Genomic DNA, 24,511 nt, shown 5'->3' with positions numbered 1-24,511 from the left:
TCCTGTCCCATGCCAAAGGTTGCATAGATGCAGACGCTGTGGGTATGCACAGGTCAGACGACGAGGAGGTGCGATGGCGACCACCAGCAGACCAGCGGCAGCCCGCACGGCGACGGCGGCGACCGCGGCGACGATCACGATGAGCGCGGCCGTCGTGCTCCTGGTCTCGGCCCTCGGGCTCTACCACTGGGCCGGCGCGGGCTCCGACCTGATCATGCGCGACGTCGTGCTCGCGACGCTGCTCGGCCTGTGCGCCGTCGGCAACCTCGTGGCGCCCCTGCGCGCGCGGCGCAGTGCCACCGGTGCGCTCGTCGTCGCCGTGGTGCTGCTTGTCGCCACTGCCCTCGAGGACTCGGACGGTGACCGGTTCGCCCGCGTGGTCTGGGTGCAGGTCGGGGTCGGGGGAGTCGCGCTGCTCTGCGCGCTCACCACGCTGGCCGCGACCGCCCGGAGCGCACACGCCCACCGCGACGCCCACGGCTCCTGAGGTCCACGCCCACCTTCGAGCGAGAGGAGACACCGATGGAGGCAGTCACGGTCTTCCGCGACAGCGGCGGCTGGTTCTGGTCGCTGCAGCACGACGAGGAGGTCCTGGGACGCAGCCCGACCTACCCGACCCGTGACCTCGCGCTCGAGAGCGCGCGCACCGCGAGGGTGGTGGCCGCACGCGCCGAGGTCCGCCTCGACGCCTCCGCGAGGGACTGAGGACCGACAGCACGCAGTCCACCACCCACCACCGGAGGACCTTCCTTGTCAGGGCTCGCACTTTCCTTGCTGCTGCTGATCTTCGCTGCCGCAGCTGCGGCGATCTGGGTCGCCGGCGTCCAGCTGTCGAACCAGACCGACGTGCTCGCGACCCGGCTGCACCTCGGTGCGGCGCTCGGTGGTCTGATCATGCTGGCGATCGCGACCAACCTGCCCGAGATCGCGATCACCGCCAGCGCGGCCGTGAGCGGCAACGTCGGGGTGGCCGTCGGCAACATCCTCGGCGGCATCGCGATCCAGACCGTCGTGCTGGTGGCGCTCGACGCGTTCGGCGTACGCGGCGACCACCCGCTCACCTACCGCGCCGCCTCGCTCGTGCTGGTGCTCGAGGGCGCGCTCGTCGTCGCGGTCCTCGGCGTCGTCATCGCGGGCAGCCAGCTCCCCGACGACCTGATCGTCTGGCGGCTCACCCCCGCGACCGTGCTGATCGCGGTGCTCTGGGTGGTGGGGCTGCTGCTGCTGCAGCGGGCAGGGACGTCGCTGCCGTGGCACGAGTCCGGCGAGGCACCCGACAACCAGGACGAGCCGCGCGGCCACTCGCAGGCCAAGGCGGAGAAGGCGGCGACGGACAAGGGCGTGAGCACCGCACGGTCGGCCACCGTCTTCGGTGTCGCGGCCCTGGTCACCCTGGTGGCCGGCGTGGTGCTCGAGCGCAGCGGCGACGCGATCTCGGAGCACATCGGCTTCTCCGGCGTGCTGTTCGGGGCGACGATCCTGGCGGCGGCCACGAGCCTGCCGGAGCTCTCGACCGGGCTCACCTCGGTCAAGGCCGGCGACTACCAGCTCGCGATGAGCGACATCTTCGGAGGCAACGCCTTCCTGCCGGTCCTCTTCCTGCTGGCGACCCTGCTGTCGGGCAAGGCGGTGCTCCCTCAGGCGCACGCCAGCGACATCTACCTCACGGCGGTGGCGATCCTGCTGACCCTGGTCTACATGGGCGGACTGCTCTTCCGGCCCCGGCGCAGGACCGCCCGCATGGGCGTCGACTCGCTGGTGGTGCTCGTGCTCTACGCCGTCGGTGTGGCCGGGCTGGTCGCCATCGCGCGCTGACCGCTGCGCTTCGCCGACCGGCGCAGGCGCAGCGCGGAGGCGAGGAAGAACACGCCGCCCAGCACGGCGTAGCCGGCGACGGAGGTGAGCTCCGGATCGTCGCCTCCGGCCATCGCGACGAAGGACGCACCGGCCAGCACGGAGATGGCCCCGCTGACCACCAGAGGCCACTGTCCGCTCGTGCCACGGATCCGTCGCGCGCCCACCGCCAGCTGCGCGACACCTGCCACTACCGCCCACGCACCCCAGACACGCAGCACGGCAGGGACTCCCGACGCGCACGCGGCGGCCAGCGCCGCGGCAGTGACCAGGCTGAGGGCGGCGTTGGCCCAGAGCCCCGAGACGACGCCCGGCCCGCGCGAGGCCCGGGCGTCGAGCGAGGTCGCCGCCGCGTCCACGAGCGGGTAGAGCACGAGCAGCGCCACCTGCAGGGGTCCGAGGTCGGGTCCGGCGGCGAGAAGGGCGACGGCCCAGACGACGGCGAAGCCGGCGCGGGCGGAGTAGAGGTTGGTCAGGGCGGCAGGAGTCATGGTGGGCGGTCCTTCGCGCATGGCGGTGAGTCGGCTCTGCAGGCAGAACGATCGTTCTGCTTGTCGCCGAGAACTGTCTCAGCAGTCGCCGCACCTGTCAAGAACGAACGTTCTGTCGCGTAGGCTCGTGGAATGACCACCCGCGAGCCGGACCTGCGTCCCTCCGCTGCCCGCGACCGCCTGCTGGCCACGGCGAGCGCGGTGTTCTACGCCGAGGGCATCCACTCCGTCGGCGTCGACCGCGTCGTCGCTGAGGCGAGCGTCACTCGAGCAACCTTCTACCGGCACTTCCCGGGCAAGGAGGACCTGGTCCTCGCCTACCTGCAGTCGGCCGACCGGTCCGTGCGGGCTCAGGTGCAGCCGCTGCTGGAGGGCAAGCTGCCCCCGGCGGAGGTGCTGCGGGCGGTCGCCGCAGCCATTGCCGACGGGATCCGGTCGTCCGGCTTCCGTGGGTGCGCGTTCCTCAACGCCGTCGCGGAGTACCCCGACCCGGCCTCGCCCGTGCACCAGGCCGTGCTCGAGCACCGGCAGTGGTTCCTCGACACCCTGGCGAGCGTCTTCGCGCGCATCGACGCTGCGACCGCTGACGCTGCCGCGCGGCACTTCGTCATGCTGCGAGACGGTGCGATGGCCGCCGGGTGCCTGTTCGACCCGGAGCTCGTGAGCGACACGCTCATCGCCGGCGTCGACGGCCTGCTTCCCGCTCCGGCCGGTGCCTAGCGCTCGGCGGGCGCGGTGATCTCGCCCTCGAACAGCCGGACGTCGCGGTGTCCGACCGTCTTGCGGACCAGGGAGACGCGCCCGCTCCACCCGGCGAGCGACCCCGTGCCCTGGAGCTGGACGGTGGGCGAGTCGGGGTCCATGCCCGTCAACGACCCGGACCCGTCGGCCAGCCAGAAGTCGAAGTAGTAGGTGTCGTCGCAGTAGGCGCCGTCCTCGTCGAAGCCGCACTCGTAGAAGTCCTGCGACTTCCACGTGCCCGCTCCGAGGTGGCGGACCCGGCCGGACCCGCTCTCCCAGATGATGCCCTCGCCGTTGTTCATGTCGTCGGTGCCCGCGGCGAGGACGGTGCCGCGGCCGATGGTGTGGTCGGCCGCCTGCGCGGCCTGCTGCGGCAGGAGGGCCGCCAGGGCGAGGGCCGCCGTGGCTGCCCCGAGAGTGCTGCGCTTCATTGCTCGTCCCCCTAGGAGCGCTGATGGCTGCCGACGACGCTAGCGCCGTCCCCGACCGCCGTCCAGAGCCCGGCGCACCCCCGTGCCATCCGGCTCGCCGGTGCCGTCTGCTGTGCTGGGGACATGGGGAACCGACTCGCCGCCTCGACCTCGCCCTACCTGCTCCAGCACGCCGACAACCCGGTCGACTGGTGGGAGTGGGGCGACGAGGCACTGGCCGAGGCGCGACGGCGCGACGTGCCCGTCCTGCTGAGCGTCGGCTACGCCGCCTGCCACTGGTGCCACGTGATGGCGCACGAGTCGTTCGAGGACCCGGCGACCGCCGCTCTGATGAACGAGCGCTTCGTCTGCATCAAGGTCGACCGCGAGGAGCGTCCCGACGTCGACGCGGTCTACATGGAGGCCACGCAGGCGATGACCGGCCACGGCGGCTGGCCCATGACGGTGTTCGCGACGCCCGAGGGCGAGCCGTTCTTCTGCGGCACCTACTTCCCGCCCCGGCCGATGCACCGCATGCCGTCGTTCCAGCAGGTGCTGAGCTCCGTCGGCCAGGCGTGGGAGACGCGGCGCGCCGAGCTGCGCAGCTCGGCCGCCTCGATCCTGCAGCAGCTCGGCGAGCGCTCGGTGGTCGCAGGTGGCACGCAGCCACCCGGCGAGCCCGAGCTCGCCGCTGCGGTCGAGGCGCTCGCTGCCGACTTCGACGCCGCGCGCGGCGGGTTCGGCGGCGCGCCGAAGTTCCCGCCGTCCATGGTGCTCGAGTTCCTGCTGCGGCACAGCGCCCGCGTCGGCGACGCCCGTGCGCTCGCCCTGGCCGAGGGCACGCTCGAGGCGATGGCACGCGGTGGCATCTACGACCAGCTCGCCGGTGGGTTCGCGCGCTACTCGGTCGACGCCGAGTGGGTGGTGCCGCACTTCGAGAAGATGCTCTACGACAACGCCTTGCTCCTGCGCGTCTACCTCCACTGGTGGCGCCTCACGGGGTCTCCGCTCGGTCGCCGGGTGGCGGAGCAGACCGGCGACTTCCTCCTCGCCGAGCTGCGCACGCCCGAGGGCGGGTTCGCCAGCTCCCTCGACGCCGACAGCGAGGGCGAGGAGGGCCGCTTCTACGTCTGGACCCGCGACCAGCTGTCGTCGGTGCTCGGCGACGACGACGGCGACTGGGCGGCCGACCTGCTCGGCGTCACGCCGCAGGGCACCTTCGAGCACGGCACCTCGGTGCTGCAGCTGCTCGAGGACCCGGCCGACGACGAGCGGTGGGCGTCGGTCCGCACACGTCTGCTGGCCGCACGGGCGGAGCGCGTGCGTCCCGGGCGCGACGACAAGGTCGTCGCCGGCTGGAACGGGCTCGCGGTCGCGGCCCTCGCAGAGGCCGGCATCCTGCTGCAGCGCAGCGACTTCGTCGAGGCGGCGGGCGCCGCTGCGGAGCTCGTAATCGGGCTGCAGTCGCGCGGGGGGCGGCTGCTGCGTACCAGTCGTGACGGCGTCGCCGGCACGAGCGCCGGTGTGCTCGAGGACTACGCCGACCTGGCGGAGGGTCTGCTCGCGCTGCTCGCCGCGACCGGGGACGCACGGTGGCTCGAGGCCGCGGCCGAGCTGCTCGACACGGCGGTCGAGCTCTTCGCCGCCGACGACGGCGGGTTCTACGACGCACCGCCGGACAGCGGGCTCGTACGCCGTCCCCGCGACCCGCTCGACGGCCCGGCGCCCTCGGGGCAGTTCGCGCTCGCGGGCGCGCTGGCGACGTACGCAGCGGTGACCGGCCGCACGCAGGCGCGGGAGGTCGCCGAGCGGGCGCTCGGGGTCGCCACGCTGGTCGCCGGCCGCTACCCGCGCGCCGGTGGCTGGGGCCTGGCCGTGGGGGAGGCGCTGCTCGCCGGCCCGCTCGAGATCGCGGTCGTCGGGGAGCCCGCCGACCCGCGCACCGTCGAGCTGCACCGCGCGGCGCTGGCCGCGACCAGCCCAGGCGTCGCGGTGGTGCGCGGCGCGCCGGGGGACGACCGCGTACCCCTCCTGCAGGACCGCCCGCTCGTGGACGGCGAGCCGGCGGCGTACGTCTGCGAGGGCTTCGCGTGCCGCCGGCCCGTCACCTCGCCCGCCGAGCTCCGCCGCCTGCTCGACGAGCTCGGCGCGCACCCGTCCGCTGTAGGAGAACCACCTTCCGATCGCGTTGTAATCGAGTAATCATTGCTTCATGACCACACCAGAGAACGACAGCGGCGCACGGCGCCGCGAGCAGGAGGAGCGGCTGCGGGGATGGTTCGTCGGGCGGCTGCCCGACGGCTGGTTCGAGGGTGCGCCCTCGGTCACCGTGGACCGCGAGGAGATCGTCGTGGTCGGCACGCTGCCGGCCCCCGACCTGGGCAGCGACGCCTCGGAGGCCGAGCGGGCCGCGGCGTTCGCCGGCCGGGCGAAGCGGTTCCGCGAGGAGACCCGCGAGCAGCGCATGGCCGTCGCCCGCGAGGCCGAGCACACCTTCGGCCGCAAGGTCGCGTGGGGCGTGTCGAGCGGCACGGAGACCCACCTGTTCACCCACCTCGCCGTCCCGGTCATGACGCGGCTGCGCCAGCCCGAGCGTCGGGTGCTCGACACCCTCGTCGACGCGGGCGTCGCGCGCTCCCGGGCCGACGCCCTGGCCTGGTGCGTCCGCCTGGTCGGCCAGCACAGCGAGAGCTGGCTCGCGGAGCTGCGCGAGGCGCTCGAGCACGTCGAGCGGGTGCGCGACCGCGGCCCCGAGCCCCGGGGGTAGTGTTCCCGCATCCGGGGCTCTGGGAGGGCGCGTGGGGCTGAGGGACGTCGCCTATGCCGCCTACGCCGCGCGGCTGGCGCGGCGGCTCGACACGGCGCGGACTCCTCACCACGTGGGCATCATCCTCGACGGCAACCGGCGCTGGGCGAAGGCGAGCGGCGAGCAGACGCACGCCGGGCACCGCCGCGGCGCCGACAAGATCACCGAGGTCCTCGGCTGGTGCGAGGAGTCCGGGGTCAAGGTCGTCACGCTGTGGCTGCTCTCCACCGACAACCTGACCCGGCCGCCGGCCGAGCTCGGTCCGCTGCTGCGGATCATCGAGGACGTCGTGCGAGAGCTGGCCGCCAACGGCCGCTGGCGCGTCCACCCCGTCGGCGCCCTCGACCTGCTCCCGCAGGAGACCGCCCGGCTGCTCAAGGACACCGCCTCGGCGACCTCCGACCGTGACGGGCTGCACGTCAACGTGGCGGTCGGCTACGGCGGGCGGCGCGAGATCGCCGACGCGGTGCGCAGCCTGCTGCAGGAGCACGCGGCCCGCGGGACCACCATCGAGGAGCTCGCCGAGGTGCTCGACGTCGAGCACATCAGCGAGCACCTCTACACCCGAGGCCAGCCCGACCCCGACCTGGTCATCCGCACGTCGGGCGAGCAGCGGCTCTCGGGCTTCCTGCTGTGGCAGACCGCGCACTCCGAGTTCTTCTTCTGCGACGCGCTGTGGCCGGACTTCCGGCGCATCGACTTCCTGCGGGCGCTGCGGGCCTACGCGACGCGCCAGCGCCGCTTCGGCAGCTGAGGTTCACCTGTTCGACGCGCGTGTTGCCGCACCCGCGGCGCCGCGAGCGGTTAGCGTCGGCTCCGACGGCGGGCAACCCGTCCGCCGCCACCGGAGGCCCACTCGTGCTCGTACCACGCGACTGTGGACGTAGTTGGGGGCCGGCACCCGGCCCTCGGGCCAGGTCCCGGACCGCCGCCGCTCGACGCTGACACGCCGGGCGCGGGGTGCGCGCCCGACCGGGAGTACTCGTGGTCACTGCTCCTCTCCCCGCCGCCGCTCTGCCTGCTGACGACGCACCGACGCGCCGCACGTACGTCCTCGACACCAGCGTCCTGCTGAGCGACCCCCGCGCTCCGATGCGCTTCGCCGAGCACGAGGTCGTCCTGCCGCTCGTCGTCGTGACCGAGCTGGAGGCCAAGCGCGCGCACCCCGAGCTCGGCTGGTTCGCCCGCGAGGCGCTGCGCCTGCTCGACGACCTGCGCATAGAGCACGGCCGCCTCGACCAGGCGCTGCCCGTGGGCGACCTCGGGGGCACGCTGCAGGTCGAGCTCAACCACACCGACGCCTCGGTGCTCCCCGCGGGCTTCCGTCTCGGTGACAGCGACACCCGCATCCTCTCGGTCGCGCGCAACCTGGCCGCCGAGGGCCGCGACGTCGTGCTGGTCTCGAAGGACCTGCCGATGCGGGTGAAGGCGTCCGCGGTCGGCCTCGCCGCGGAGGAGTTCCGCAGCGGGCAGGTCGTCGAGTCCGGCTGGACCGGCATGACCGAGTTCGAGGTCGGCGCCAGCGTGGTCGACGCGCTCTACGACGTCGACCGCGTCGAGCTGGACGTCGCCCGCGAGCTGCCGTGCCACACGGGCATACGGCTGATCTCCGAGCGCGGGTCGGCGCTCGGGCGCGTCGCGCCCGACAAGAGCGTGCGGCTCGTACGCGGTGACCGCGAGGCGTTCGGCCTGCACGGCCGCAGCGCCGAGCAGCGCATCGCGCTCGACCTGCTGCTCGACCCCGAGGTCGGCATCGTCTCGCTCGGCGGCAACGCCGGCACCGGCAAGTCGGCCCTGGCGCTGTGCGCCGGGCTCGAGTCGGTGATGGAGCGCCGCCAGCACCGCAAGGTCGTGGTGTTCCGGCCGCTGTACGCGGTGGGCGGCCAGGACCTCGGCTACCTGCCGGGCTCCGAGTCGGAGAAGATGTCGCCCTGGGCCCAGGCGGTGTTCGACACCCTGGGCGCGCTGGTCTCCTCCGAGGTCGTCGACGAGGTGCTCGACCGCGGGATGCTCGAGGTGCTGCCGCTGACCCACATCCGCGGGCGCTCGCTCCACGACGCTTTCGTCATCGTCGACGAGGCCCAGTCGCTGGAGCGCAACGTGCTGCTCACCGTGCTGTCGCGGGTGGGCCAGGGCTCACGCGTCGTGCTCACGCACGACGTCGCCCAGCGCGACAACCTGCGGGTGGGCCGCCACGACGGCGTCTCGTCGGTGATCGAGGCGCTCAAGGGCCACCCGTTGTTCGCCCATGTCACGCTGACCCGCTCGGAGCGCTCGCCGATCGCCGCGCTCGTCACCGACATGCTGGGCGACCTGCAGATCTGAGCTAGCGGCGGCCTCGGCGGGCGGTGCGCCGCACCTGGAGCAGCCGGACGCTGGCGACCAGGGCGACCAGCAGCCCGCCGAGGACGGCCGAGAGCAGCAGGGCCACCCCGAGCGGGAAGCTGCCGTCGAGCCAGAGGAACCTCACCTTCGTGCGCTTGAGGTTCTGCAGCACGAACACCAGCACGACGACCAGCACCAGACCAGCTGGCACCAGTGCCGCCCACGCCCGACCAGTGCGGTGGGGCGGGGGCAGCTGCTCGGGGTTCGACATGGCTACTCCTTCGCGGGCGCCGTCATCGAGAGCACGTCGAGAGCGGCGTCGAGCTGCTCGGCGGTCAGCTTGCCCTGGTCGACGTAGCCGCGCTCGAGCACGACCTGCCGGATGGTCTTGCGCTCGGCCAGCGACTGCTTGGCCACCTTGGCGGCCTCTTCGTAGCCGATGTAGCGGTTGAGCGGCGTGACGACGGAGGGGGAGGACTCGGCGTACTCCTTGCACCGCTCCTCGTTGGCGACCAGTCCGTCGACGCAGGTGTCGGCGAACAGCCGGGAGATGTTGGCCAGCAGGCGGATCGACTCGAGCACGTTGCGGGCGATGACCGGCAGCATGACGTTGAGCTCGAAGTTGCCTGCGGCGCCGGCGAAGGCGACGGTGGCGTCGTTGCCGATGACCTGCGCGCACACCATGCACAGAGCCTCGGGGATGACCGGGTTGACCTTGCCCGGCATGATCGAGCTGCCCGGCTGGAGGTCGGGGAGGAAGAGCTCCGTGAGCCCGGTGCGCGGCCCCGAGCCCATCCAGCGCACGTCGTTGCTGATCTTGTAGAGCGAGGTCGCGATCGTGCGCAGCTGGCCGGAGAGCTCGACCAGCCCGTCGCGCGCGCCCTGCGCCTCGAAGTGGTCACGGGCCTCGGTGAGCGGCAGGCCGGTGACGGCGGCGACCTCGGCGATGACCTTGGCCGAGAAGCCGGCGGGGGTGTTGATGCCGGTGCCCACCGCAGTGCCGCCCAACGGCAGCTCGGCGACGCGCGGCAGGCTCGCCTGCAGGCGCTCGACGCCGTAGCGGACCTGGGCGGCGTAGCCGCCGAACTCCTGCCCGAGCGTCACCGGCGTGGCGTCCATGAGGTGGGTGCGCCCGCTCTTGACCGTGGTCGCCCACTCGCGCGACTTCGCGCTGAGGGCCGCCTCGAGGTGCTGCAGGGCCGGCACGAGGTCGTTGACGACGGCGCTCGTGGCGGCGATGTGGATCGAGGACGGGAAGACGTCGTTCGACGACTGCGAGGCGTTGACGTGGTCGTTCGGGTGCACCGGCGCCCCGAGCAGCTCGGTGGCGAGGGTGGCGACGACCTCGTTGGTGTTCATGTTGCTCGAGGTGCCCGAGCCGGTCTGGAACACGTCGATCGGGAAGTGGTCGTCGTGGTCGCCGCGGGCCACCTGGTCGGCCGCCTCCTGGATCGCCTCCGCTACCGGCGCGTCGAGGATGCCGAGCTCGGCGTTGACCTTGGCGGCCGCGGCCTTGATGCGCGCGAGCGCCTCGATGTGGGCCCGTTCGATGCGCTGGCCGGAGATCGGGAAGTTCTCCACCGCGCGCTGGGTCTGCGCCCGCCACTTGGCGTCGACCGGCACGAGCACGTCGCCCATCGAGTCGTGCTCGACCCGGAAACCCTGCTGCACTGCGTCACCCACTGCGCTTCACTGCCCTCTGCTCTCGACACGCTGTCCACCGTCGACACCCATCCTGCCGGATGCGCCGGAGGTGCGTGCGTGCGACAGGGTCCGCTCGACCAACCGCCCGACCTGCTCGGCCTCGATCAGGAAGGCGTCGTGGCCGTAGGGCGAGGTGACGACGTGCAGCCCGTCGGCGTGCGGGAGCAGCCGGGCGATCTCCTCCTGCTGGGCGAGCGGGTAGAGCCGGTCGCTGTCGACGCCGCCGACGACGGTCGGCACGGGCACCTGCGACAGCGCCCGGGCCACGCCACCGCGCCCGCGGCCGACGTCGTGGGTGTCCATCGCCGAGGTCAGCGCCACGTAGCTCGCGGCGTCGAAGCGGCCTACGAGCTTGGAGCCGTGGTGCTGCAGGTAGGACTCGACCGCGAACCGTCCGCCGAGCAGCGGGTCCTCGTCGCCCTGCGGGCTGCGGCCGAAGCGCAGCGCGAGCTCCTGCTCGCTGCGGTAGGTCAGGTGTGCGATCTGCCGCGCGAGCGCGAGCCCGTGCTCGGGACGGGTGCCGGTGTCGTGGTAGTCGCCGCTCTGCCACGCCGGGTCGACGGCGATGGCCCTGCGCTGCACGGAGCCGAGCGCCACCTGGTCGGCGCTCGTCGCCGCCCCGACGGCCAGCACGAGCGCCGCGCCCACCCGCTCCGGGCGGCTGACCGCCCACTCGAGCGACCGCATGCCGCCCATCGACCCGCCCAGCACCGCCGCCCAGCGCCCGATGCCGAGGGCGTCGGCGAGCAGCGCCTCGGCCGCGACCTGGTCGCGGATCGTGGTGCGGGGGAAGCGACTGCCCCAGACAGAGCCGTCGGACCGCCGGCTCGCCGGGCCGGTCGTGCCGCGGCACCCGCCGAGCACGTTGGGCGCCACGACCCACCAGCGGTCGGTGTCGAGCGGCTTGCCCGGTCCGACGACCGCGTCCCACCAGCCGGGCGTCGGGTGGCCCTCGCCGGCCGGGCCGGCGACGTGCGAGTCGCCCGTGAGGGCGTGGAGGACCAGCACCGCGTTCGTACGGTCCGGTGCCGGAGTGCCCCACGTCTCGTAGGCGACGGTGAGGCCGGGCAGGACGCCGCCCAGCTCGAGCGGCAGGTCGCCGAGGTCGGCGAACTGCCGGTGCCCAGCCGGGCCGGCCTCCTGCCCGGCGGCGCTCACTTGCTCTTCGCGGCCCGGAAACCGGCGTCGAGGTCGCTGAGGATGTCCTCGATGCCCTCGATGCCGACGGCGAGGCGCACGAGGCCCGGGGTGACACCGGAGGCGAGCTGCTCCTCGGGCGAGAGCTGCGAGTGGGTCGTCGACGCGGGGTGGATGACCAGGCTGCGGACGTCGCCGATGTTGGCGACGTGGCTGTGCAGCTCGAGGGCGTCGACGAAGGCGCGCCCGGCCTCGATGCCGCCCTCGATCTCGAAGGCCAGCACCGCGCCGGTGCCGCGGGGCAGGTAGCGCCGGCCACGGTCGTACCACGGCGAGGACGGCAGGCCCGCGTAGTGCACGGTCTGCACCTCGTCGCGCGCCTCCAGCCACTCCGCCACGCGCTGGGCGTTGGAGATGTGGCGCTCCATGCGCAGGCTGAGGGTCTCGATGCCCTGGGAGAGCAGGAAGGCGTTGAAGGGCGAGATCGCCGGGCCGAGGTCGCGCAGCAGCTGCACGCGCGCCTTGATGATGTAGGCCAGCGGCCCGACCGCGTCGGTGTAGACGACGCCGTGGTAGCTCGGGTCCGGCGTCGTCAGGCCCGGGAACCGCTCGGCCTGCGCGGTCCAGTCGAACGACGAGCCGCTCACGATGGCGCCGCCGATGGCCGTGCCGTGCCCGCCGATGTACTTCGTCGCCGAGTGCACGACGATGTCGGCGCCGTGCTCGAGGGGCCGGTTGAGCCACGGCGTCGGGATCGTGTTGTCGACGATCAGCGGCACGCCGAGCTCGTGGGCGAGCGCCCCCACCGCCTCGGTGTCCAGCACGTGGCCGCTCGGGTTGGCCAGCGTCTCGGCGAAGAACGCCTTGGTGGTGGGCCGGAACGCGGCGCGCCACGCGTCGAGGTCGTCGGGGTCGACGAAGGAGGTGGTGATGCCGAGCTTGGGCAGCGTGTAGTGGAACAGGTTGTAGGTGCCGCCGTAGAGCCGGCTCGACGACACGATGTGGTCGCCGGCCTGCGCGATGTTGAGGATCGCCAGGGTCTCGGCGGCCTGCCCGCTCGAAGTCAGCAGCGCGCCGACGCCGCCCTCGAGCGAGGCGATGCGCTGCTCGACGACGTCCTGCGTCGGGTTCATGATGCGGGTGTAGATGTTGCCGGTCTCGGCGAGCCCGAACAGCGCCGCGGCGTGGTCGCTGTCGCGGAACGTGTATGACGTCGTCTGGTAGATCGGCAGGGCGCGGGCGTTCGTCGCGCCGTCGGGCGTCTGCCCGGCGTGCACCTGGCGCGTCTCGAAGCTCCACTGCTGGTCGTCGGTCATCGTGCTGCTCCTGTGCGGTGGGGGAGGTGGCGGGAGTCCTCGTCGCGGCGCGCAGGCAGGCGCACGCGAGGCGGGGTCGTACGCAGCGCTCGGCGCGCTGCGGGCGGTGGAGCGGGTCGCGCGGAGAGCGGGAGCGCTCAGGCGCAGCGACAGGCCGCGGCGACGACGCGCATCAGGTCGACGTGGCGGCGCGCGAACAGCGCAGGCGTCGTCGACATGGCTGCAGTGTTGTGCACCGCTCCGGTCAGGTCAAGCGAGGGCCGTAGGGGCCCAGGACCTCCGACTGCGCCGGTCGGACGACTCCGGTCGCGTTCCGTGGCGAGGCCGTCGCGCGGTGCCGCACTGTTGCTCCTGCGCGACCGACGCGCACCTGACCAAGGAGCACCCGTGAGCACCACCCGCGCCCGTCGTGGCCTCGTCGCCCTCTCGCTCGTCCTCGCCCTCGGCGGTGCCGTCGCCGTCGAGTCGCACGCCGTCGCCGGCTCGTCGCACCAGCCGGGGTCCTCGCAGGCCGGCCGCTCCTGGTCGAAGTAGTCCCTGCGCGCGGCTCAGCGCACCAGCGAGACACGCTCCGCGTAGGCGCGCTCGGCCCGCTCCATCGCGGCGGCGAGCTCTGCGTCGGCTGCCGCCCACGCCTCGTCGGGGACCGTGACGGTGGGTGGGAGCGCCAGCGCCAGCGCCAGCCGGCGTCGCAGACCGGTCGGGGGGTGGGTGGCGTCGACGGCGTGCCCGGCGCGCTCGCAGACGCGCCTGAGCCGCTCGCGCTCCGAGTCCGGCAGCTCGCGCAGGTGCCGTCGTGCCAGCGCCCACAGGCCGTGCCGGTCGCCCCTGCGCACGGCACGGTCGAGCGCGTCGAGGGTCGTGCGGTCGAGCTCCAGCACCTCGAGCAGGTCGGCCGCGGCGGCCGAGCCGGCGACCTGCACCGCGAGCACGTCGGCGTAGTACTCCGCGCGCTGCGAGGAGCGCAGGAGCACGAGCTCGAGCATGCCGGCGTAGGCGCGTACCGCCGCGTAGAGCGGCCACCCGCCCAGGCGCCAGAAGGTCTGCTCGCTCCAGTCGGCGTGCCACCGGTCGGTCGTCGTCCTCCGCTGGGGCAGCAGGAGCTCCGCCCAGGCCTCCAGCGTCGTCAGCGCACCGCCGACGACGGCGAGGTCGTGCAGGTCGCCGTTCGCCCCGTGCGCCAGCTCGTGCCCGAGCAGCGCCACGCGCGACTGCGCAGGCAGCGCCGCCCACAGCGGAGCCCCGAGGGTCACGAGCTCCCTGCGGCGCAGACCGAGCGCAGCCCGCGACGCGTTCCACTGCCCGTCGACCTGCACCACCTCGACCGGTCGCCCGCCGACGACGCCCGCGATCGCGTCGAGGACCGCGAACAGCGCGGGCGCCTCGCTGTGTGCCACGGTGTCCGGCCCGGTGCGCAGCCGCCCGAGCCGTGGACGGACGAACCATGCCAGCAGCAGGAGGAACGCGGCGACCGCGAGGCCGAGCGGCCGGCGGTCCACGGCGACTGCCGCGAGGACTGCCGCACCGGCGACCGCGACCGTGAGCCCGTGCACCGGCACGGCGAGGGCGACGGCCGCAGCACGCGCCAGGCCGAGCCGCGGACGGAGGGCGGCGGCGTCGACGGTCGCCCTGCGCGTCTGCTCGAAGAGCGCGTCCCCGAGGGAGGTGGCGAGCGCCGCGCGTCGGCGCTGCAGCCGGCCCACGGGCTCCGGGCGGGACGGCCTGGGCTCGACGTTCCAGTCGCAGGCGCGGCACCACACGACGAAGCGGGGGTCGTCGGGCAGCTGGGCCGAGCACTCGGGGCACAGAGGCGTGCTCGTCGCGGTCACCGGCCGCATCCTGGCAGAGCGCGGTGGGCGCAGGAGGCGGTTCCGGCGGGGCCTCAGTCGATCAGCTGCACCCGCAGCCGCCACACGGCCAGCCAGCCCATGGCCGCGGCGAACACGACGAGCACCGCGACGTGGCCGAGGTCGGCGAGCGGGTGCAGCCCGAAGACGGCGTGGCGCACCAGCTCGACGCAGTGGTAGAGCGGGTTGAACCGCGCCAGGGCCTGTCCCCAGCCCGGCAGCTGGGTGATGGGGAAGAACGTCCCTGCCACCAGGAACAGCGGGGTCAGCAGCCCCGAGATGATGTAGTTGAACGAGTCGATGGAGGGGACCACCGCCGAGGCCAGCATGCCGGCGAGGGCGAAGCCGAGGCCGGTGACGAAGCCGATGAGCGGCACGAGCACCATGCCGACGGACGGGTCGAGCCCGAAGCAGACCGCCACCAGCAGCGGGGCGAGGCCGTAGGCGCCGGACTTCACCGCGATGAACGACGCCTCGCCGAGGACGACCTCGTGCACGTCGATCGGGGCCGCCATCAGGGCGTCGTAGCTGTGCTGGAAGGTGCGGCGGATGAAGGTCTGGAACATGCCGGTGAAGGCAGCCGTGAACAGCACGGCGGTGGCGACGACCCCGGTGCCGAGGAAGTCGAGGTAGCGGTAGCCGCCGATGCGCCCGACCAGCGTGCCGAAGCCGGTGCCGAACGCGAGCAGGTAGATCGTGGGCTCGACGACCGAGGAGAACGTCGTCGAGCGCCAGTAGCGCTTGTAGAGCGTGGTCTCGTGCTTCCACACCCCTGCCAGGGCGGGCAGCTCGAACCGGCGCAGGGCGGCGGGCTCCGCGCGCACCCCTGCGGTCGAGGCGGTCGTCGGGTCGGTGGTGGTCACAGCACGGTCTCCCCGGTCAGCGTGACGAAGACGTCCTCGAGGTTGGCGGGGCGCTCCGAGCGCTCGCCCAGCACGCGCGCGAGCTCCTCGGGCAGGGTCTCGGCCCGCAGCACCGAGATCGAGGGTCCGGTGCGCCGGGTGGGCAGCCCGGCGCCCTGCACCTGGGCCTCGATCTCGGCCAGGCGCGGCGGCGGCCCGTAGTACTCGTAGGCGAGCCGCCCGGCGTGGGTGTCGAGCAGGGACGCCGGGTCGCCGTGGGCGATGACCGCGCCGGCCGAGACGACCGCCACCTCGTCGGCCAGCCGCTCGGCCTCCTCGATGTAGTGGGTCGACATGAGGACCGTGACGCCCTCGCTGCGCAGCCGGTCGATCAGCGACCACAGCTCCTGGCGCACCTGCGGGTCGAGGCCGACGGTCGGCTCGTCGAGGAGCACCAGCGAGGGCCGGTGGACCAGGCCGCGGGCGATCAGGAGGCGGCGGCGCATGCCGCCCGAGAGCTTCTGCACCTTGGTGTCCGCGCGGTCGGTGAGCGTCGCGATGGCGAGCGCACGGCGCACGGCTGCGGCGCGCTCGCGCGACGGCACGCGGTAGAGGTGGGCGAAGACCTCGAGGTTCTGCTCGCAGGTGAGCTCCTCGTCGAGGTTGTCCTTCTGCGGGACGACACCCATGAGCGCGCGGGCCTGCTTCGAGGCGCGCGGCACCGGCAGGCCCATCACCTCGATCTCGCCGGAGTCGGCGAGCGCCTGGGCCGTGAGCAGCCGCATGGTCGTCGACTTGCCCGCGCCGTTGGGGCCGAGCAGGCCGAAGCAGATGCCCTCGCGGACCCCGAGCGTGAGCCCGTTGACCGCGTGCACCTCGCCGAAGCTCTTGTGCACCTCGCGCAGCGAGATGGCCAGCGGTGTCGTCACGTCCGCCGACACTAGGCCCCGGCACCGACGGAGTCACCCGAGTTCTCCACAGGAGCGTCGAGACCTGTCGGAACCGGTGCGAACAGGCGTAGGTTGCACCCTGCCACCGGAGCGGGCGTCCGCTCCGACCCCAGGGAGCCCGCATGCGCCTACGCCGTCTCGTCCCCCTCGTCGCCGCAGTGGCGCTGCCCGCGGCGGCGATCGTCCCCTTCGCCGTCCAGGGCGGCGCGGCCGACGCCGGCACGGGCCCCGGCGTCCTGACCGGGGCCGACCTCGCCCGCCTGGGGGCGCCGTCGACCGGCGTGCCCGGCCCCGACTCGCCCGGCTCGTTCGACGCGACGCTGCCCAACGGCCGTCGGGTCACTCCGGCGGGCGTCAGCGTGCAGACGGGGCAGTTCCCGCTCAACTCGGTGCTGACCCCGGACGGCAGGTTCCTGCTCACGAGCAACGACGACGAGCGCAACACCCCTGCGCGCACCGGCACAGCGGTCGACCCGGCCGACACCAAGAACGGTGCGGGCACGGCGCTGTCGTCCTACGCCGTCAGCATCACCGACACCGCCACGATGGAGGTCGTCGCCTCGCTGCCCGCGCCGAAGCGCCTGGCGCCGCCGAACCCGAGCGTCGCGTCCAACGGGCGCGTCAACAGCGACGCGGCCAACGGGCTGTTCCTCGGGCTCGCGGTGCTGCCGGCGCAGGGCGGCGGCTACACCGTCTACGCCAGCGGCGGCGTGAGCGACGTGCTCTACGAGTACGCGGTGGCCGCCGACGGCACCGTCGCCCACCCGCTCGATCCTGTGCAGATCCCCATGCCGGTGCCCACCGACAAGACGCAGGCGACCTACGGCATGGCGGCGCCCGGCTGGCTCACCGTCTCGGCCGACCGCAAGACCCTCTACGTCGTCAACAACAACGGCAACTCGGTCACGCCGGTGTCGCTCGCCACCGACACGCCCGGCACGCCCGTGCCGGTCGGCTACTTCCCCTACGCCGCCCAGCAGGTCGGCAGCAAGCTGTTCGTCAGCAACTGGGGCGTCACCACGCGCACCTTCGCCGACGGCGTCGGCACCACCGACCCGGCGACCGGTACGGTCACCCACACCTACTCCCCGCACGTGGGCGGCGGGGCGACCAACCGCTACGCCAACCCCGACACCAGCCCGACGAAGTCGTCGAGCCTCTCGGTGCTGAGCCTCGGCGGCGGCCTCTCGGCGGCCAGCACGATCTCGCTGGCCCGCCCCATCGACGGGCTCAACATCGTCGGCGGCACCCACCCCTCGGCGCTGGCCTACGCGGCCCGCGGCTCGCACCGCGCGCTGTTCGTCGCCGACGCCAACGAGGACGCCATCGCCGTCGTCGACCCGGCCTCGGAGAAGGTGCTGCGCCGGGTCCTGCTCGACGAGCCGGTCCACCTCGGCAACCTCGGCTACACCGACGGCGAGAGCCCCGGCACCTACGGCCTGACGCCCGACGCGCTCGCCGTGAGCCCCGACCAGAAGACGCTCTACGTCGCCGAGGCCGGCCTCAACAGCGTGGCGGTCTACTCGCTCGGCAACAACCCGCAGCACCCGCACTACCGCGGCCGCATCCCCACCGGCTGGTACCCGACCGGCGTGACCGTCTCGCCCGACGGCAGCTCGCTCTACGTCACCAACTCCAAGGGCGCCGGCTCGCCCTACGGCTACCAGGGCACCTACACCGCCCCGGGCGTCTACACCGACCCCGACGTCAACTGGAGCTGGGGCTCGGTGCAGAAGGTCGCGCTGCGCGGGCTCGACCTCGAGGCCTCGACGGCGCGGGTCATCGCCAACACGGTCGTGAAGAAGACCTACGACAAGAAGAAGCTGGCCACCCTGCAGGCCGGCATCAAGCACGTGGTCTTCATCCTGCGCGAGAACAAGAGCTACGACACCTACTTCGGCGACGACGCCGTGCTCAACGCGCGCGGCGCCAACGGCAGCCCGGCCCACGCGCAGTACGGCCCCTACGTGCCCAACACCAGGAAGATCGCCGAGCAGTTCGTGGTGGGTGACAACAACCACGCCGACTCCGAGGAGTCCAACGAGGGCCACCAGTTCGCACTCACGGGCACGAGCAACGACTACAGCCAGAAGACGGTCCTCACCCGGTTCCAGCGCCCGTTGACCAACATCAAGAACCAGGACCCCGAGGACTACCCGCTGCAGGGCTACATCTACAACGCCATGGCCCGCAACGGGAAGTCCTACCGCGACTACGGCGACAACCTGCGCATCAGCGGGTTCGACGACGGCTCGAGCCCCGACTTCTGCAGCGACGACCCGAAGCCCGGGTGCGACAACGCGACCTACGCGTCCATCGCCGACACCACCTCGCCGACCGTCGGGCTGGGCGGCACCTACAGCGAGACGCTCCCGGCGCTCAAGGTCCTCGCCGGCCACCTCGACGAGAAGTACCCGAGCTGGAACCTGCGCATCAGCGACCAGCGCCGGGCGACGGAGTTCATCTCCGACTTCGGCAAGCTCGTCGACGCGGGCACGGCCCCCGAGTTCACGAGCCTGTGGCTGCCCGACGACCACACCGGCGGGTGCGCCGCTCCGGGGCTCACGCCCTGCACGCCGACCGCCGAGGTGTCCGACAACGACCTCGCCGTGGGCCGGGTCGTCGACTACCTCTCGCACTCGGCGATCTGGAAGGACACCGCGGTCTTCATCACGCAGGACGACGCGCAGGGCTCGCCCGACCACGTCTACGCGCACCGCACCTACACGACCGTGGTGTCGCCGTGGGCCAAGCGCGGGGCGGTCGTCCACACCCTCGGCTCGACCGTCTCGGTCCCGAAGACGATCGAGGAGCTCCTCGACCTGCCGGCGATGAGCTACGGCGACCTGCTGGCCAACGACCTGCTCGACTACTTCACGACGACCCCGGACTACACGCCCTTCACCGCGGTGCCTGCCTCACCGGCCGCCACGGCGAAGGTGCCGGCCGAGGTCTCGCGGATCTGGAAGCTGGCCGCGCCGCTGGGCCAGGGCTCCTACGACTCGGGGACCCAGCAGATCGGCGCCCTGACGAACCTCTACTTCCAGTCGCTCGAGCTCTCGAAGCACAAGTCCACGATGGCGCGAGGTGCCTACGCCGAGGAGCAGGCGCGCATCTACGCCGCCGCGCGCGCTTCGGCCCCGGGCAGGTAGCACGCGTCGATCGCGGCCACCGGGTTGACGAACCGGCCGCCGTCGGGCGCCTCCAGTCGAGGCGCCCCGACGACGGCCGGCTGGCCGGCGGCCGTGAAGCAGCCGCCGGCCTTGGCCTGCAGCTCGTAGTCCGCCTCGAGCGGCGTGCCGTCGGGGCCGAACCACGTGACGGTGCACGTCCAGGCACCGGCGCCGCGGTTGGCGCCGGCACCTGGCTTGTCGCACCTGGCACGCACGGCCAGCGCGTCGGGGGAGAGGCCCGGACGGCCGAGCAGCTGCTGCTGGCGCACGTAGAGCCGGGCGAAGCTCGAGGCCAGCGTCGACTCGAGGTCGGGCTGGGTGACGTCGTCGGGTCCGCAGCCCGCCAGCAGCGCCGTCGCGGTGGCGGCGGCGAGGAGCCCCGCTGCGGGACGACGCAGGCGGGTGCTCATCCGAGCTCGTCCCGGTCGCTGAACCGCCACCACGCGACGCCGAGCGCGGCGCAGGCGTACGCCGCGCTGACGGCCAGGGACTCGAGCACCGGGCGCAGCCCGGGCTGCTCGAGCAGCAGCGTGTGCCACGAGGTGAGGTGGAACGCCAGCAGCAGGTGGCCGATGACGTCGGAGCGGCCGAGGAACGGGTAGAGCTGCATGGCCAGCCCGACGAGGACCGGCCCGACGACCCCCACGACGCTGCTGCGCGTCACGACGCTCAGCGCCAGCGCGAGGCAGGTGAACCCGAGCACGGGCGGGAGGGTCAGAGCCCAGGAGCCGAGAACGTCGGGCAACGCGTGGCCCGCCGGCACGAGCTGGCCGGAGAGGCCCACGAGCGGCTGCCGCCCCACGACGAGCAGCCCCGCCGCCGTGCTCGAGGCCGTCAGCACGACCATGAGCACCACGGTCCAGACGACCGCGGCCAGCACCTTGCCGGCGAAGACCTCGCCCCTGCTGGTGGAGCGCGTCAGCACGGTCTTCCACGTGCCGCGCGCGTCCTCGCCGGAGAAGACGTCACCGGCCACCAGCGCCGTGAGGGCGGGCGCGGCCCACTGGGCGACGAACCCGAGCACCAGCAGGGGCAGCGCGAACCCGGACTCGGTGACCCAGCGCCCGAACAGCGAGTCCTCCGGCAGTTGCGTCTGGCCTCTCACGCCCGCGACGAAGGCGAACGGTGCGAGCAGGCAGACGAGCAGGCAGAGGCGTACGCGCCACAGCGCCGCGAACGAGCGCAGCTCCCAGCGCGCCACCACCAGCGCCCGGCTCACGACGCCGGCTCCCGGGCGCGCTCGGGCTCGGTGAGCTCGAAGAACAGCGCCTGCAGAGGCTCTGTCTGCACGCGCAGCGTGCGCACCGGCACGCCGGCCGCTGCGAGGGCCGCCACCAGGGCGTCCATCGAGCCCTGCGCCGCGCTCACGAGCAGCGCGTCGTCGCGGGTGTCGCCACGCGTGCGCGAGACCGGGAGGCCGAGAGAGGCGGCGACCTCGGCGGCGCGCGCGTCGTCGGCGGTCTCGAGCAGGTGGGCGGGCGCAGGAGCCTCGGCCCGCAGCGCGGCGACTGGACCACTGCGTGCCACCTGGCCACGCACCAGGATCGTCACGTCGTCGCAGGCCGCGGCCACGTCGGCCATGTCGTGGCTGGCCAGCAGCACCGTGCGGCCCTCGGCCGCGAGCCTGCCCACCAGGTCGAGCATGTCGCGGCTCCCGGCCGGGTCGAGCCCGTTGGCGGGCTCGTCGAGCACCAGCAGCTGGGGCTCGCGCACGAGAGCGGCGGCCATGCCCAGCCGCTGGCGCATGCCGAGCGAGAAGTGGCGCACCGGACGCCGGCGCTCCGCCGTCAGCCCCGTCGTGGCGAGCGCCTCGTCGAGCACGGCGGCCGCTCGCCCGCCGTCGAGGTCGGCGAGCATGCGCAGGTTGTCCTCGGCGCTCAGCGCCGGCCGGAACCTCGGTGCCTCGATCAGCGCGGCGACGCCCTCACGCGCCCGCGGCCCCGCGGCGGGGTCCTGCCCGAGGACGCGCACGCTGCCCGAGTCGGAGTGCACCAGCCCCACGAGGATGCGCAGCAGGGTCGTCTTGCCGGCGCCGTTGGGACCCAGCAGGCCGTGGACGGTGCCGGGAGCGACGTGGAGGTCGACCCCGTCGAGCGCGAGCGTGCCGCCGAAGCGGCGGGTCAGACCGCGTACGTCGACGGCGGGCACCACGTCAGTCCACCCGGCTCAGCGCGCCAGCCGGGCCTCGAGCTCGGCGCGGGTCGGAGGGTTGGCGCCGGCCCGCTCGCAGGTGATCGAGGCCACGGTCGCCGCCTCCAGCGCCAGCCGGCGCAGCGTCGGCTCGTCGAGCGAGCGGAGCCGGTCGAGGGAGTCGACGGAGAGCAGGTCGGCCCGGCGCAGGGCGTCGAGCAGGCCGGACATGAACGCGTCGCCCGCGCCCACCGTGTCGACGACGTCGGTGGGCAGGGCGGGCAGGTCGACCCGGACGCCGCTGGTCGAGGCCCAGGCGCCGTCGCCGCCGCGCGTGACGACGACGAGCTCGGTGCCGCCCTGCAGCCAGCGGGCCGCGACCTCGCGGAAGTCGGTGCCGGGGTAGAGGAACTCGAAGTCCTCCTCCGAGGCCTTGACCACGTGCGCGAGCGCGACGGCCTCCTCGACCCGGCGCACGAGCGCACCGTGGTCGGGCGTCAGCTTCGGCCGGGCGTTGGGGTCGTAGGACACCAGCACCCGCTCGCGCACCGCGGCCATCGTGCGCAGCACCGTCGAGGCGCCCGGCTCGATGGTCACGCCGAGCGAGCCGGTGTGCAGGGCGGTCGAGCCGGCGGCGAGCGGCAGCTCGGGCAGGTCCCAGTCGAGGTCGAACTCGTAGCTCGCCACCCCTTCGGCGTCGAGGGTGGCGGTGGCCGTGCTCGTGCGGGCGAGCCCCTCGGCCTCGCCCAGGAGCTCGACGCCCTCGGCCCGCAGGTGGGCGACCAGGCTGCGGCCGTGCTCGTCGGGACCGACCCGGGTGGCGAGGCCCACCTCGGAGCCCAGTCGGGCCAGGCCGACCGCGACGTTGAAGGGGCTGCCGCCGAGGTGGTCGGAGACGGATCCGTCGGTGCGGCGCACGACGTCGATGAGGGCTTCGCCCACGACGGTGATCAAGTGGAGGGGCCCTTTCAGCGAGCGTGGTCGAAGTCGATGGCGGAGTAGGCGCGCAGCTTGGAGAGCTGGTGCTCGGACTTGATGGTGCGGATCGTGCCGCTCTTGGAGCGCATGACGATCGAGTGGGTGTGGGCGGCGCCGTGGGAGTAGCGCACGCCGCGCACCAGCTCGCCGTCGGTGACGCCGGTCGCGACGAAGAAGACGTTGTCGCTGCTGACCAGGTCGTCGATGCGCAGCACCCGGTCGAGGTCGTGGCCGGCGTCGACCGCCTTCTGCCGCTCGGCGTCGCCCTGCGGCCAGAGCCGGCCCTGGATCTCGCCGCCCAGGCACTTGAGGGCGCAGGCGGCGATGATGCCCTCGGGCGTGCCGCCGATGCCGAGCATGAGGTCGATGCCGGTGCCTTCGCGCGCCGTCATGATGGCGCCCGCGACGTCGCCGTCGGAGATGAACTTGATGCGGGCGCCGGTCTTGCGGACCTCCTCGACCAGGCCGGCGTGGCGCGGCCGGTCGAGGATGACGACCGTCACGTCCTCGTTGCGCCCGCCCTTGGCCTTGGCGACCCACTTGATGTTGGCGCGCACCGGCGCGGTGATGTCGATGACGTCGGCGGCCTCGGGCCCGGTGGCGATCTTCTCCATGTAGAAGACGGCCGACGGGTCGAACATCGTGCCGCGCTCGGCGACCGCCATGACGGCGATCGCGTTGTCCATGCCCTTGGCGCACAGGGTCGTCCCGTCGACCGGGTCGACCGCGACGTCGCACTCGGGCCCGTCGCCGGACCCGACGCGCTCGCCGTTGAAGAGCATCGGCGCCTCGTCCTTCTCGCCCTCGCCGATGACGACCGTGCCCTGCATGCCGACGGTGGTGATGAGCTGGCGCATGGCGTTGACGGCTGCGCCGTCGGCGCCGTTCTTGTCGCCGCGCCCGACCCAGCGCCCGGCCGCCATCGCCGCGGCCTCGGTGACGCGCACGAGCTCGAGCGCCAGGTTGCGGTCGGGTGCCTCGGCACCCACGCGCAGCGTGGGGGGTACGGCGACGTCGCGTTCCATGGAGCTCCTCCGAGTTCCGGGGCGTGGCGGCACATCGTAGCGAGGTCACGATCACCGACCTCCTCGCGCGGCGCCCGGGCGCGGCATCGGGGACGATGGAGGGGTGAGCACCCCGCTGAGCAGCACGCCGCCGACCCCGGAGCCCGTCACCGACGGGGAGACCGTGGCCGAGTCGCACGCCCGCCGCGGGCGCGGCTCGGTCCGCGACCTCGTGCTCTCCCTGCTCGCCGTCCTGGCCGTCGTCGGTGTGATCGTGCTCGCCTCGCCGCGCGAGGGCGGCAGCCCGGTGCACGAGATCGACTACAGCAGCGCGCTGGCCGATGCACGGCGTACGGCGTCGTTCGCGGTCGTGGCGCCCGAGGGTCTGCCGGCCGGGTGGCGGCCGACGAGCACCCGCACCGACCGGCGCAACGGCACGACGCACTGGCACATCGGGTTCGTGACGCCGAAGGACGCCTACGCGTCGGTCGAGCAGAGCGACCGGGCGCCCTACGCGTTCGTGGGGGAGATGACCGAGCGCGGCACCACCCAGGGCGTGCTGCAGATCGGCGGCACGGCGTGGGTGCGCACGTTCTCGTCGCTGCGCGACCACCGGGCGCTGTGGAACACGACCGACGGGCAGACCACCGTCGTGGGCGGCACCGCGTCGTGGGCCGAGCTCGAGCAGCTCACGCGGGCGCTGCGGTCCTAGCTGTTCTGCCCAGTGAGGTTGGTCAACCTTGTGATGGGTGGGACTTGCCCGATGGCGGTGTGGAGCCTGTGATGGTTGTACTCGTGGAGCC

Annotated in this window: 25 protein-coding genes; 11 read left to right on the top strand and 14 right to left on the bottom strand. The window is 73.3% G+C overall.

Going from position 1 to position 24,511, the window contains the following annotated elements:
• Nucleotides 1-73: 73 nt before the first annotated feature.
• The 3 genes from CLV35_RS00790 to CLV35_RS00780 all read left to right on the top strand — a co-directional run bounded on the left by CLV35_RS00790 (nucleotide 74) and on the right by CLV35_RS00780 (nucleotide 1,815).
• Nucleotides 74-487 (top strand): hypothetical protein, encoded by a 414-nt coding sequence (locus tag CLV35_RS00790; RefSeq protein ID WP_121191535.1) that lies wholly within the window; start codon nucleotides 74-76, stop codon nucleotides 485-487.
• Between the two features lie 35 nt (nucleotides 488-522).
• Nucleotides 523-705, top strand: a complete 183-nt coding sequence (locus CLV35_RS00785) for a hypothetical protein (RefSeq protein ID WP_121191534.1) — start codon at nucleotides 523-525, stop codon at nucleotides 703-705.
• Nucleotides 706-771: 66 nt separating this feature from the next.
• On the top strand, nucleotides 772-1,815 hold the full coding sequence (locus CLV35_RS00780; RefSeq protein WP_231121262.1) for a sodium:calcium antiporter: 1,044 nt from the start codon (nucleotides 772-774) through the stop codon (nucleotides 1,813-1,815).
• Here CLV35_RS00780 and CLV35_RS00775 read toward each other — a convergent pair.
• On the bottom strand, nucleotides 1,773-2,345 hold the full coding sequence (locus CLV35_RS00775) for a hypothetical protein (protein ID WP_231121260.1): 573 nt from the start codon (nucleotides 2,343-2,345) through the stop codon (nucleotides 1,773-1,775). The two genes, CLV35_RS00780 and CLV35_RS00775, sit on opposite strands and share 43 nt — an antisense overlap.
• A 132-nt stretch (nucleotides 2,346-2,477) precedes the next feature.
• Here CLV35_RS00775 and CLV35_RS00770 point away from each other — a divergent pair, with 132 nt between their 5' ends.
• Nucleotides 2,478-3,065 (top strand): TetR/AcrR family transcriptional regulator, encoded by a 588-nt coding sequence (locus CLV35_RS00770; RefSeq protein WP_121191531.1) that lies wholly within the window; start codon nucleotides 2,478-2,480, stop codon nucleotides 3,063-3,065.
• Here the strand turns inward: CLV35_RS00770 and CLV35_RS00765 are convergent.
• Nucleotides 3,062-3,517, bottom strand: a complete 456-nt coding sequence (locus CLV35_RS00765) for a tudor domain-containing protein (RefSeq protein ID WP_121191530.1) — start codon at nucleotides 3,515-3,517, stop codon at nucleotides 3,062-3,064. The two genes, CLV35_RS00770 and CLV35_RS00765, sit on opposite strands and share 4 nt — an antisense overlap.
• A gap of 123 nt (nucleotides 3,518-3,640) precedes the next feature.
• On the opposite strand from CLV35_RS00765, the gene CLV35_RS00760 reads away from it, so the two are divergent.
• The 4 genes from CLV35_RS00760 to CLV35_RS00745 all read left to right on the top strand — a co-directional run bounded on the left by CLV35_RS00760 (nucleotide 3,641) and on the right by CLV35_RS00745 (nucleotide 8,627).
• Nucleotides 3,641-5,698, top strand: coding sequence for a thioredoxin domain-containing protein (locus tag CLV35_RS00760; protein WP_121191529.1), 2,058 nt, complete (start codon nucleotides 3,641-3,643; stop codon nucleotides 5,696-5,698).
• Nucleotides 5,699-5,708: 10 nt separating this feature from the next.
• A complete protein-coding gene (locus CLV35_RS00755) occupies nucleotides 5,709-6,263 on the top strand; it encodes a hypothetical protein (RefSeq protein ID WP_121191528.1) in 555 nt (184 codons plus the stop codon).
• A 31-nt stretch (nucleotides 6,264-6,294) separates the two neighbouring features.
• Entirely contained in the window at nucleotides 6,295-7,056 is a 762-nt protein-coding gene (locus CLV35_RS00750) for an isoprenyl transferase (RefSeq protein ID WP_121191527.1), read from the top strand.
• Nucleotides 7,057-7,286: 230 nt separating this feature from the next.
• Nucleotides 7,287-8,627 carry a PhoH family protein gene (locus CLV35_RS00745; RefSeq protein ID WP_231121258.1) on the top strand — a complete coding sequence of 447 codons (1,341 nt, stop codon included), beginning with the start codon at nucleotides 7,287-7,289 and terminating at the stop codon, nucleotides 8,625-8,627.
• 1 nt (nucleotide 8,628) lies between these two features.
• Here the strand turns inward: CLV35_RS00745 and CLV35_RS00740 are convergent, their stop codons facing one another.
• The 4 genes from CLV35_RS00740 to CLV35_RS00725 are packed head-to-tail and all read right to left on the bottom strand — an operon-like array spanning nucleotide 8,629 to nucleotide 12,784.
• Nucleotides 8,629-8,898 carry a lipopolysaccharide assembly protein LapA domain-containing protein gene (locus tag CLV35_RS00740; protein ID WP_121191525.1) on the bottom strand — a complete coding sequence of 90 codons (270 nt, stop codon included), beginning with the start codon at nucleotides 8,896-8,898 and terminating at the stop codon, nucleotides 8,629-8,631.
• A 2-nt stretch (nucleotides 8,899-8,900) separates the two neighbouring features.
• On the bottom strand, nucleotides 8,901-10,298 hold the full coding sequence (locus CLV35_RS00735; RefSeq protein WP_231121257.1) for a class II fumarate hydratase: 1,398 nt from the start codon (nucleotides 10,296-10,298) through the stop codon (nucleotides 8,901-8,903).
• Between the two features lie 18 nt (nucleotides 10,299-10,316).
• Nucleotides 10,317-11,489 (bottom strand): homoserine O-acetyltransferase MetX, encoded by a 1,173-nt coding sequence (gene metX / locus CLV35_RS00730; protein ID WP_121191524.1) that lies wholly within the window; start codon nucleotides 11,487-11,489, stop codon nucleotides 10,317-10,319.
• Entirely contained in the window at nucleotides 11,486-12,784 is a 1,299-nt protein-coding gene (locus tag CLV35_RS00725) for a bifunctional o-acetylhomoserine/o-acetylserine sulfhydrylase (RefSeq protein WP_121191523.1), read from the bottom strand. The genes metX and CLV35_RS00725 overlap by 4 nt, the downstream gene beginning before the upstream one ends.
• Before the next feature lie 387 nt (nucleotides 12,785-13,171).
• Here CLV35_RS00725 and CLV35_RS19780 point away from each other — a divergent pair, with 387 nt between their 5' ends.
• Entirely contained in the window at nucleotides 13,172-13,318 is a 147-nt protein-coding gene (locus CLV35_RS19780; RefSeq protein WP_183061554.1) for a hypothetical protein, read from the top strand.
• A gap of 14 nt (nucleotides 13,319-13,332) precedes the next feature.
• On the opposite strand, the gene CLV35_RS00720 is transcribed toward CLV35_RS19780, so the two are convergent.
• From CLV35_RS00720 to CLV35_RS00710, 3 genes are read right to left on the bottom strand one after another with little or no spacing between them, the layout of a single operon-like run.
• Nucleotides 13,333-14,613, bottom strand: a complete 1,281-nt coding sequence (locus CLV35_RS00720; RefSeq protein WP_183061552.1) for a M48 family metallopeptidase — start codon at nucleotides 14,611-14,613, stop codon at nucleotides 13,333-13,335.
• A 53-nt stretch (nucleotides 14,614-14,666) separates the two neighbouring features.
• The gene (locus CLV35_RS00715; RefSeq protein ID WP_121191521.1) at nucleotides 14,667-15,494 is read right to left on the bottom strand and encodes an ABC transporter permease; all 828 of its coding nucleotides are present in this window, start codon (nucleotides 15,492-15,494) and stop codon (nucleotides 14,667-14,669) included.
• Nucleotides 15,491-16,402: an ABC transporter ATP-binding protein gene (locus CLV35_RS00710; protein ID WP_231121255.1), complete on the bottom strand. Its 912-nt coding sequence runs from the start codon at nucleotides 16,400-16,402 to the stop codon at nucleotides 15,491-15,493. Before CLV35_RS00710 ends, CLV35_RS00715 begins: the two co-directional genes overlap by 4 nt.
• A 143-nt stretch (nucleotides 16,403-16,545) precedes the next feature.
• Here CLV35_RS00710 and CLV35_RS00705 point away from each other — a divergent pair, with 143 nt between their 5' ends.
• Complete coding sequence (locus CLV35_RS00705; protein ID WP_147431824.1) at nucleotides 16,546-19,575, top strand: alkaline phosphatase family protein; 3,030 nt, start codon at nucleotides 16,546-16,548, stop codon at nucleotides 19,573-19,575.
• Here the strand turns inward: CLV35_RS00705 and CLV35_RS00700 are convergent.
• Genes CLV35_RS00700 through glpX form a run of 5 tightly spaced genes read right to left on the bottom strand, consistent with a single transcriptional unit; the run spans nucleotide 19,539 to nucleotide 23,729 of the window.
• Complete coding sequence (locus CLV35_RS00700; RefSeq protein WP_121191519.1) at nucleotides 19,539-20,006, bottom strand: hypothetical protein; 468 nt, start codon at nucleotides 20,004-20,006, stop codon at nucleotides 19,539-19,541. The two genes, CLV35_RS00705 and CLV35_RS00700, sit on opposite strands and share 37 nt — an antisense overlap.
• Complete coding sequence (locus CLV35_RS00695; RefSeq protein WP_121191518.1) at nucleotides 20,003-20,815, bottom strand: ABC transporter permease; 813 nt, start codon at nucleotides 20,813-20,815, stop codon at nucleotides 20,003-20,005. Before CLV35_RS00695 ends, CLV35_RS00700 begins: the two co-directional genes overlap by 4 nt.
• Nucleotides 20,812-21,744, bottom strand: a complete 933-nt coding sequence (locus CLV35_RS00690; RefSeq protein WP_231121253.1) for an ABC transporter ATP-binding protein — start codon at nucleotides 21,742-21,744, stop codon at nucleotides 20,812-20,814. The genes CLV35_RS00695 and CLV35_RS00690 overlap by 4 nt, the downstream gene beginning before the upstream one ends.
• A gap of 18 nt (nucleotides 21,745-21,762) precedes the next feature.
• Complete coding sequence (locus tag CLV35_RS00685; protein ID WP_231121251.1) at nucleotides 21,763-22,668, bottom strand: carbohydrate kinase family protein; 906 nt, start codon at nucleotides 22,666-22,668, stop codon at nucleotides 21,763-21,765.
• Between the two features lie 26 nt (nucleotides 22,669-22,694).
• A complete protein-coding gene (gene glpX / locus CLV35_RS00680; protein WP_121191515.1) occupies nucleotides 22,695-23,729 on the bottom strand; it encodes a class II fructose-bisphosphatase in 1,035 nt (344 codons plus the stop codon).
• 103 nt (nucleotides 23,730-23,832) lie between these two features.
• Here glpX and CLV35_RS00675 point away from each other — a divergent pair, with 103 nt between their 5' ends.
• Nucleotides 23,833-24,420: a DUF4245 domain-containing protein gene (locus CLV35_RS00675; protein ID WP_183061550.1), complete on the top strand. Its 588-nt coding sequence runs from the start codon at nucleotides 23,833-23,835 to the stop codon at nucleotides 24,418-24,420.
• Nucleotides 24,421-24,511: the final 91 nt, after the last annotated feature.

The organism is Motilibacter peucedani, from assembly GCF_003634695.1.
Lineage (GTDB): Bacteria > Actinomycetota > Actinomycetes > Motilibacterales > Motilibacteraceae > Motilibacter > Motilibacter peucedani.
The sequence above is the reverse complement of the archived record's forward strand: the minus strand, read 5'-3'. Positions and strand labels throughout refer to the sequence as shown.

What these genes read in the sequence shown, in the direction of transcription:
- CLV35_RS00790 (WP_121191535.1), top strand. Translation starts at nt 74, where the DNA reads ATGGCGACCACCAGCAGACCAGCGGCAGCCCGCACGGCGACGGCGGCG.
- CLV35_RS00785 (WP_121191534.1), top strand. Translation starts at nt 523, where the DNA reads ATGGAGGCAGTCACGGTCTTCCGCGACAGCGGCGGCTGGTTCTGGTCG.
- CLV35_RS00775 (WP_231121260.1), bottom strand. Translation starts at nt 2,345, where the DNA reads ATGACTCCTGCCGCCCTGACCAACCTCTACTCCGCCCGCGCCGGCTTC.
- CLV35_RS00770 (WP_121191531.1), top strand. Translation starts at nt 2,478, where the DNA reads ATGACCACCCGCGAGCCGGACCTGCGTCCCTCCGCTGCCCGCGACCGC.
- CLV35_RS00765 (WP_121191530.1), bottom strand. Translation starts at nt 3,517, where the DNA reads ATGAAGCGCAGCACTCTCGGGGCAGCCACGGCGGCCCTCGCCCTGGCG.
- CLV35_RS00760 (WP_121191529.1), top strand. Translation starts at nt 3,641, where the DNA reads ATGGGGAACCGACTCGCCGCCTCGACCTCGCCCTACCTGCTCCAGCAC.
- CLV35_RS00755 (WP_121191528.1), top strand. Translation starts at nt 5,709, where the DNA reads ATGACCACACCAGAGAACGACAGCGGCGCACGGCGCCGCGAGCAGGAG.
- CLV35_RS00740 (WP_121191525.1), bottom strand. Translation starts at nt 8,898, where the DNA reads ATGTCGAACCCCGAGCAGCTGCCCCCGCCCCACCGCACTGGTCGGGCG.
- CLV35_RS00725 (WP_121191523.1), bottom strand. Translation starts at nt 12,784, where the DNA reads ATGACCGACGACCAGCAGTGGAGCTTCGAGACGCGCCAGGTGCACGCC.
- CLV35_RS00705 (WP_147431824.1), top strand. Translation starts at nt 16,546, where the DNA reads ATGCGCCTACGCCGTCTCGTCCCCCTCGTCGCCGCAGTGGCGCTGCCC.
- CLV35_RS00700 (WP_121191519.1), bottom strand. Translation starts at nt 20,006, where the DNA reads ATGAGCACCCGCCTGCGTCGTCCCGCAGCGGGGCTCCTCGCCGCCGCC.
- glpX (WP_121191515.1), bottom strand. Translation starts at nt 23,729, where the DNA reads ATGGAACGCGACGTCGCCGTACCCCCCACGCTGCGCGTGGGTGCCGAG.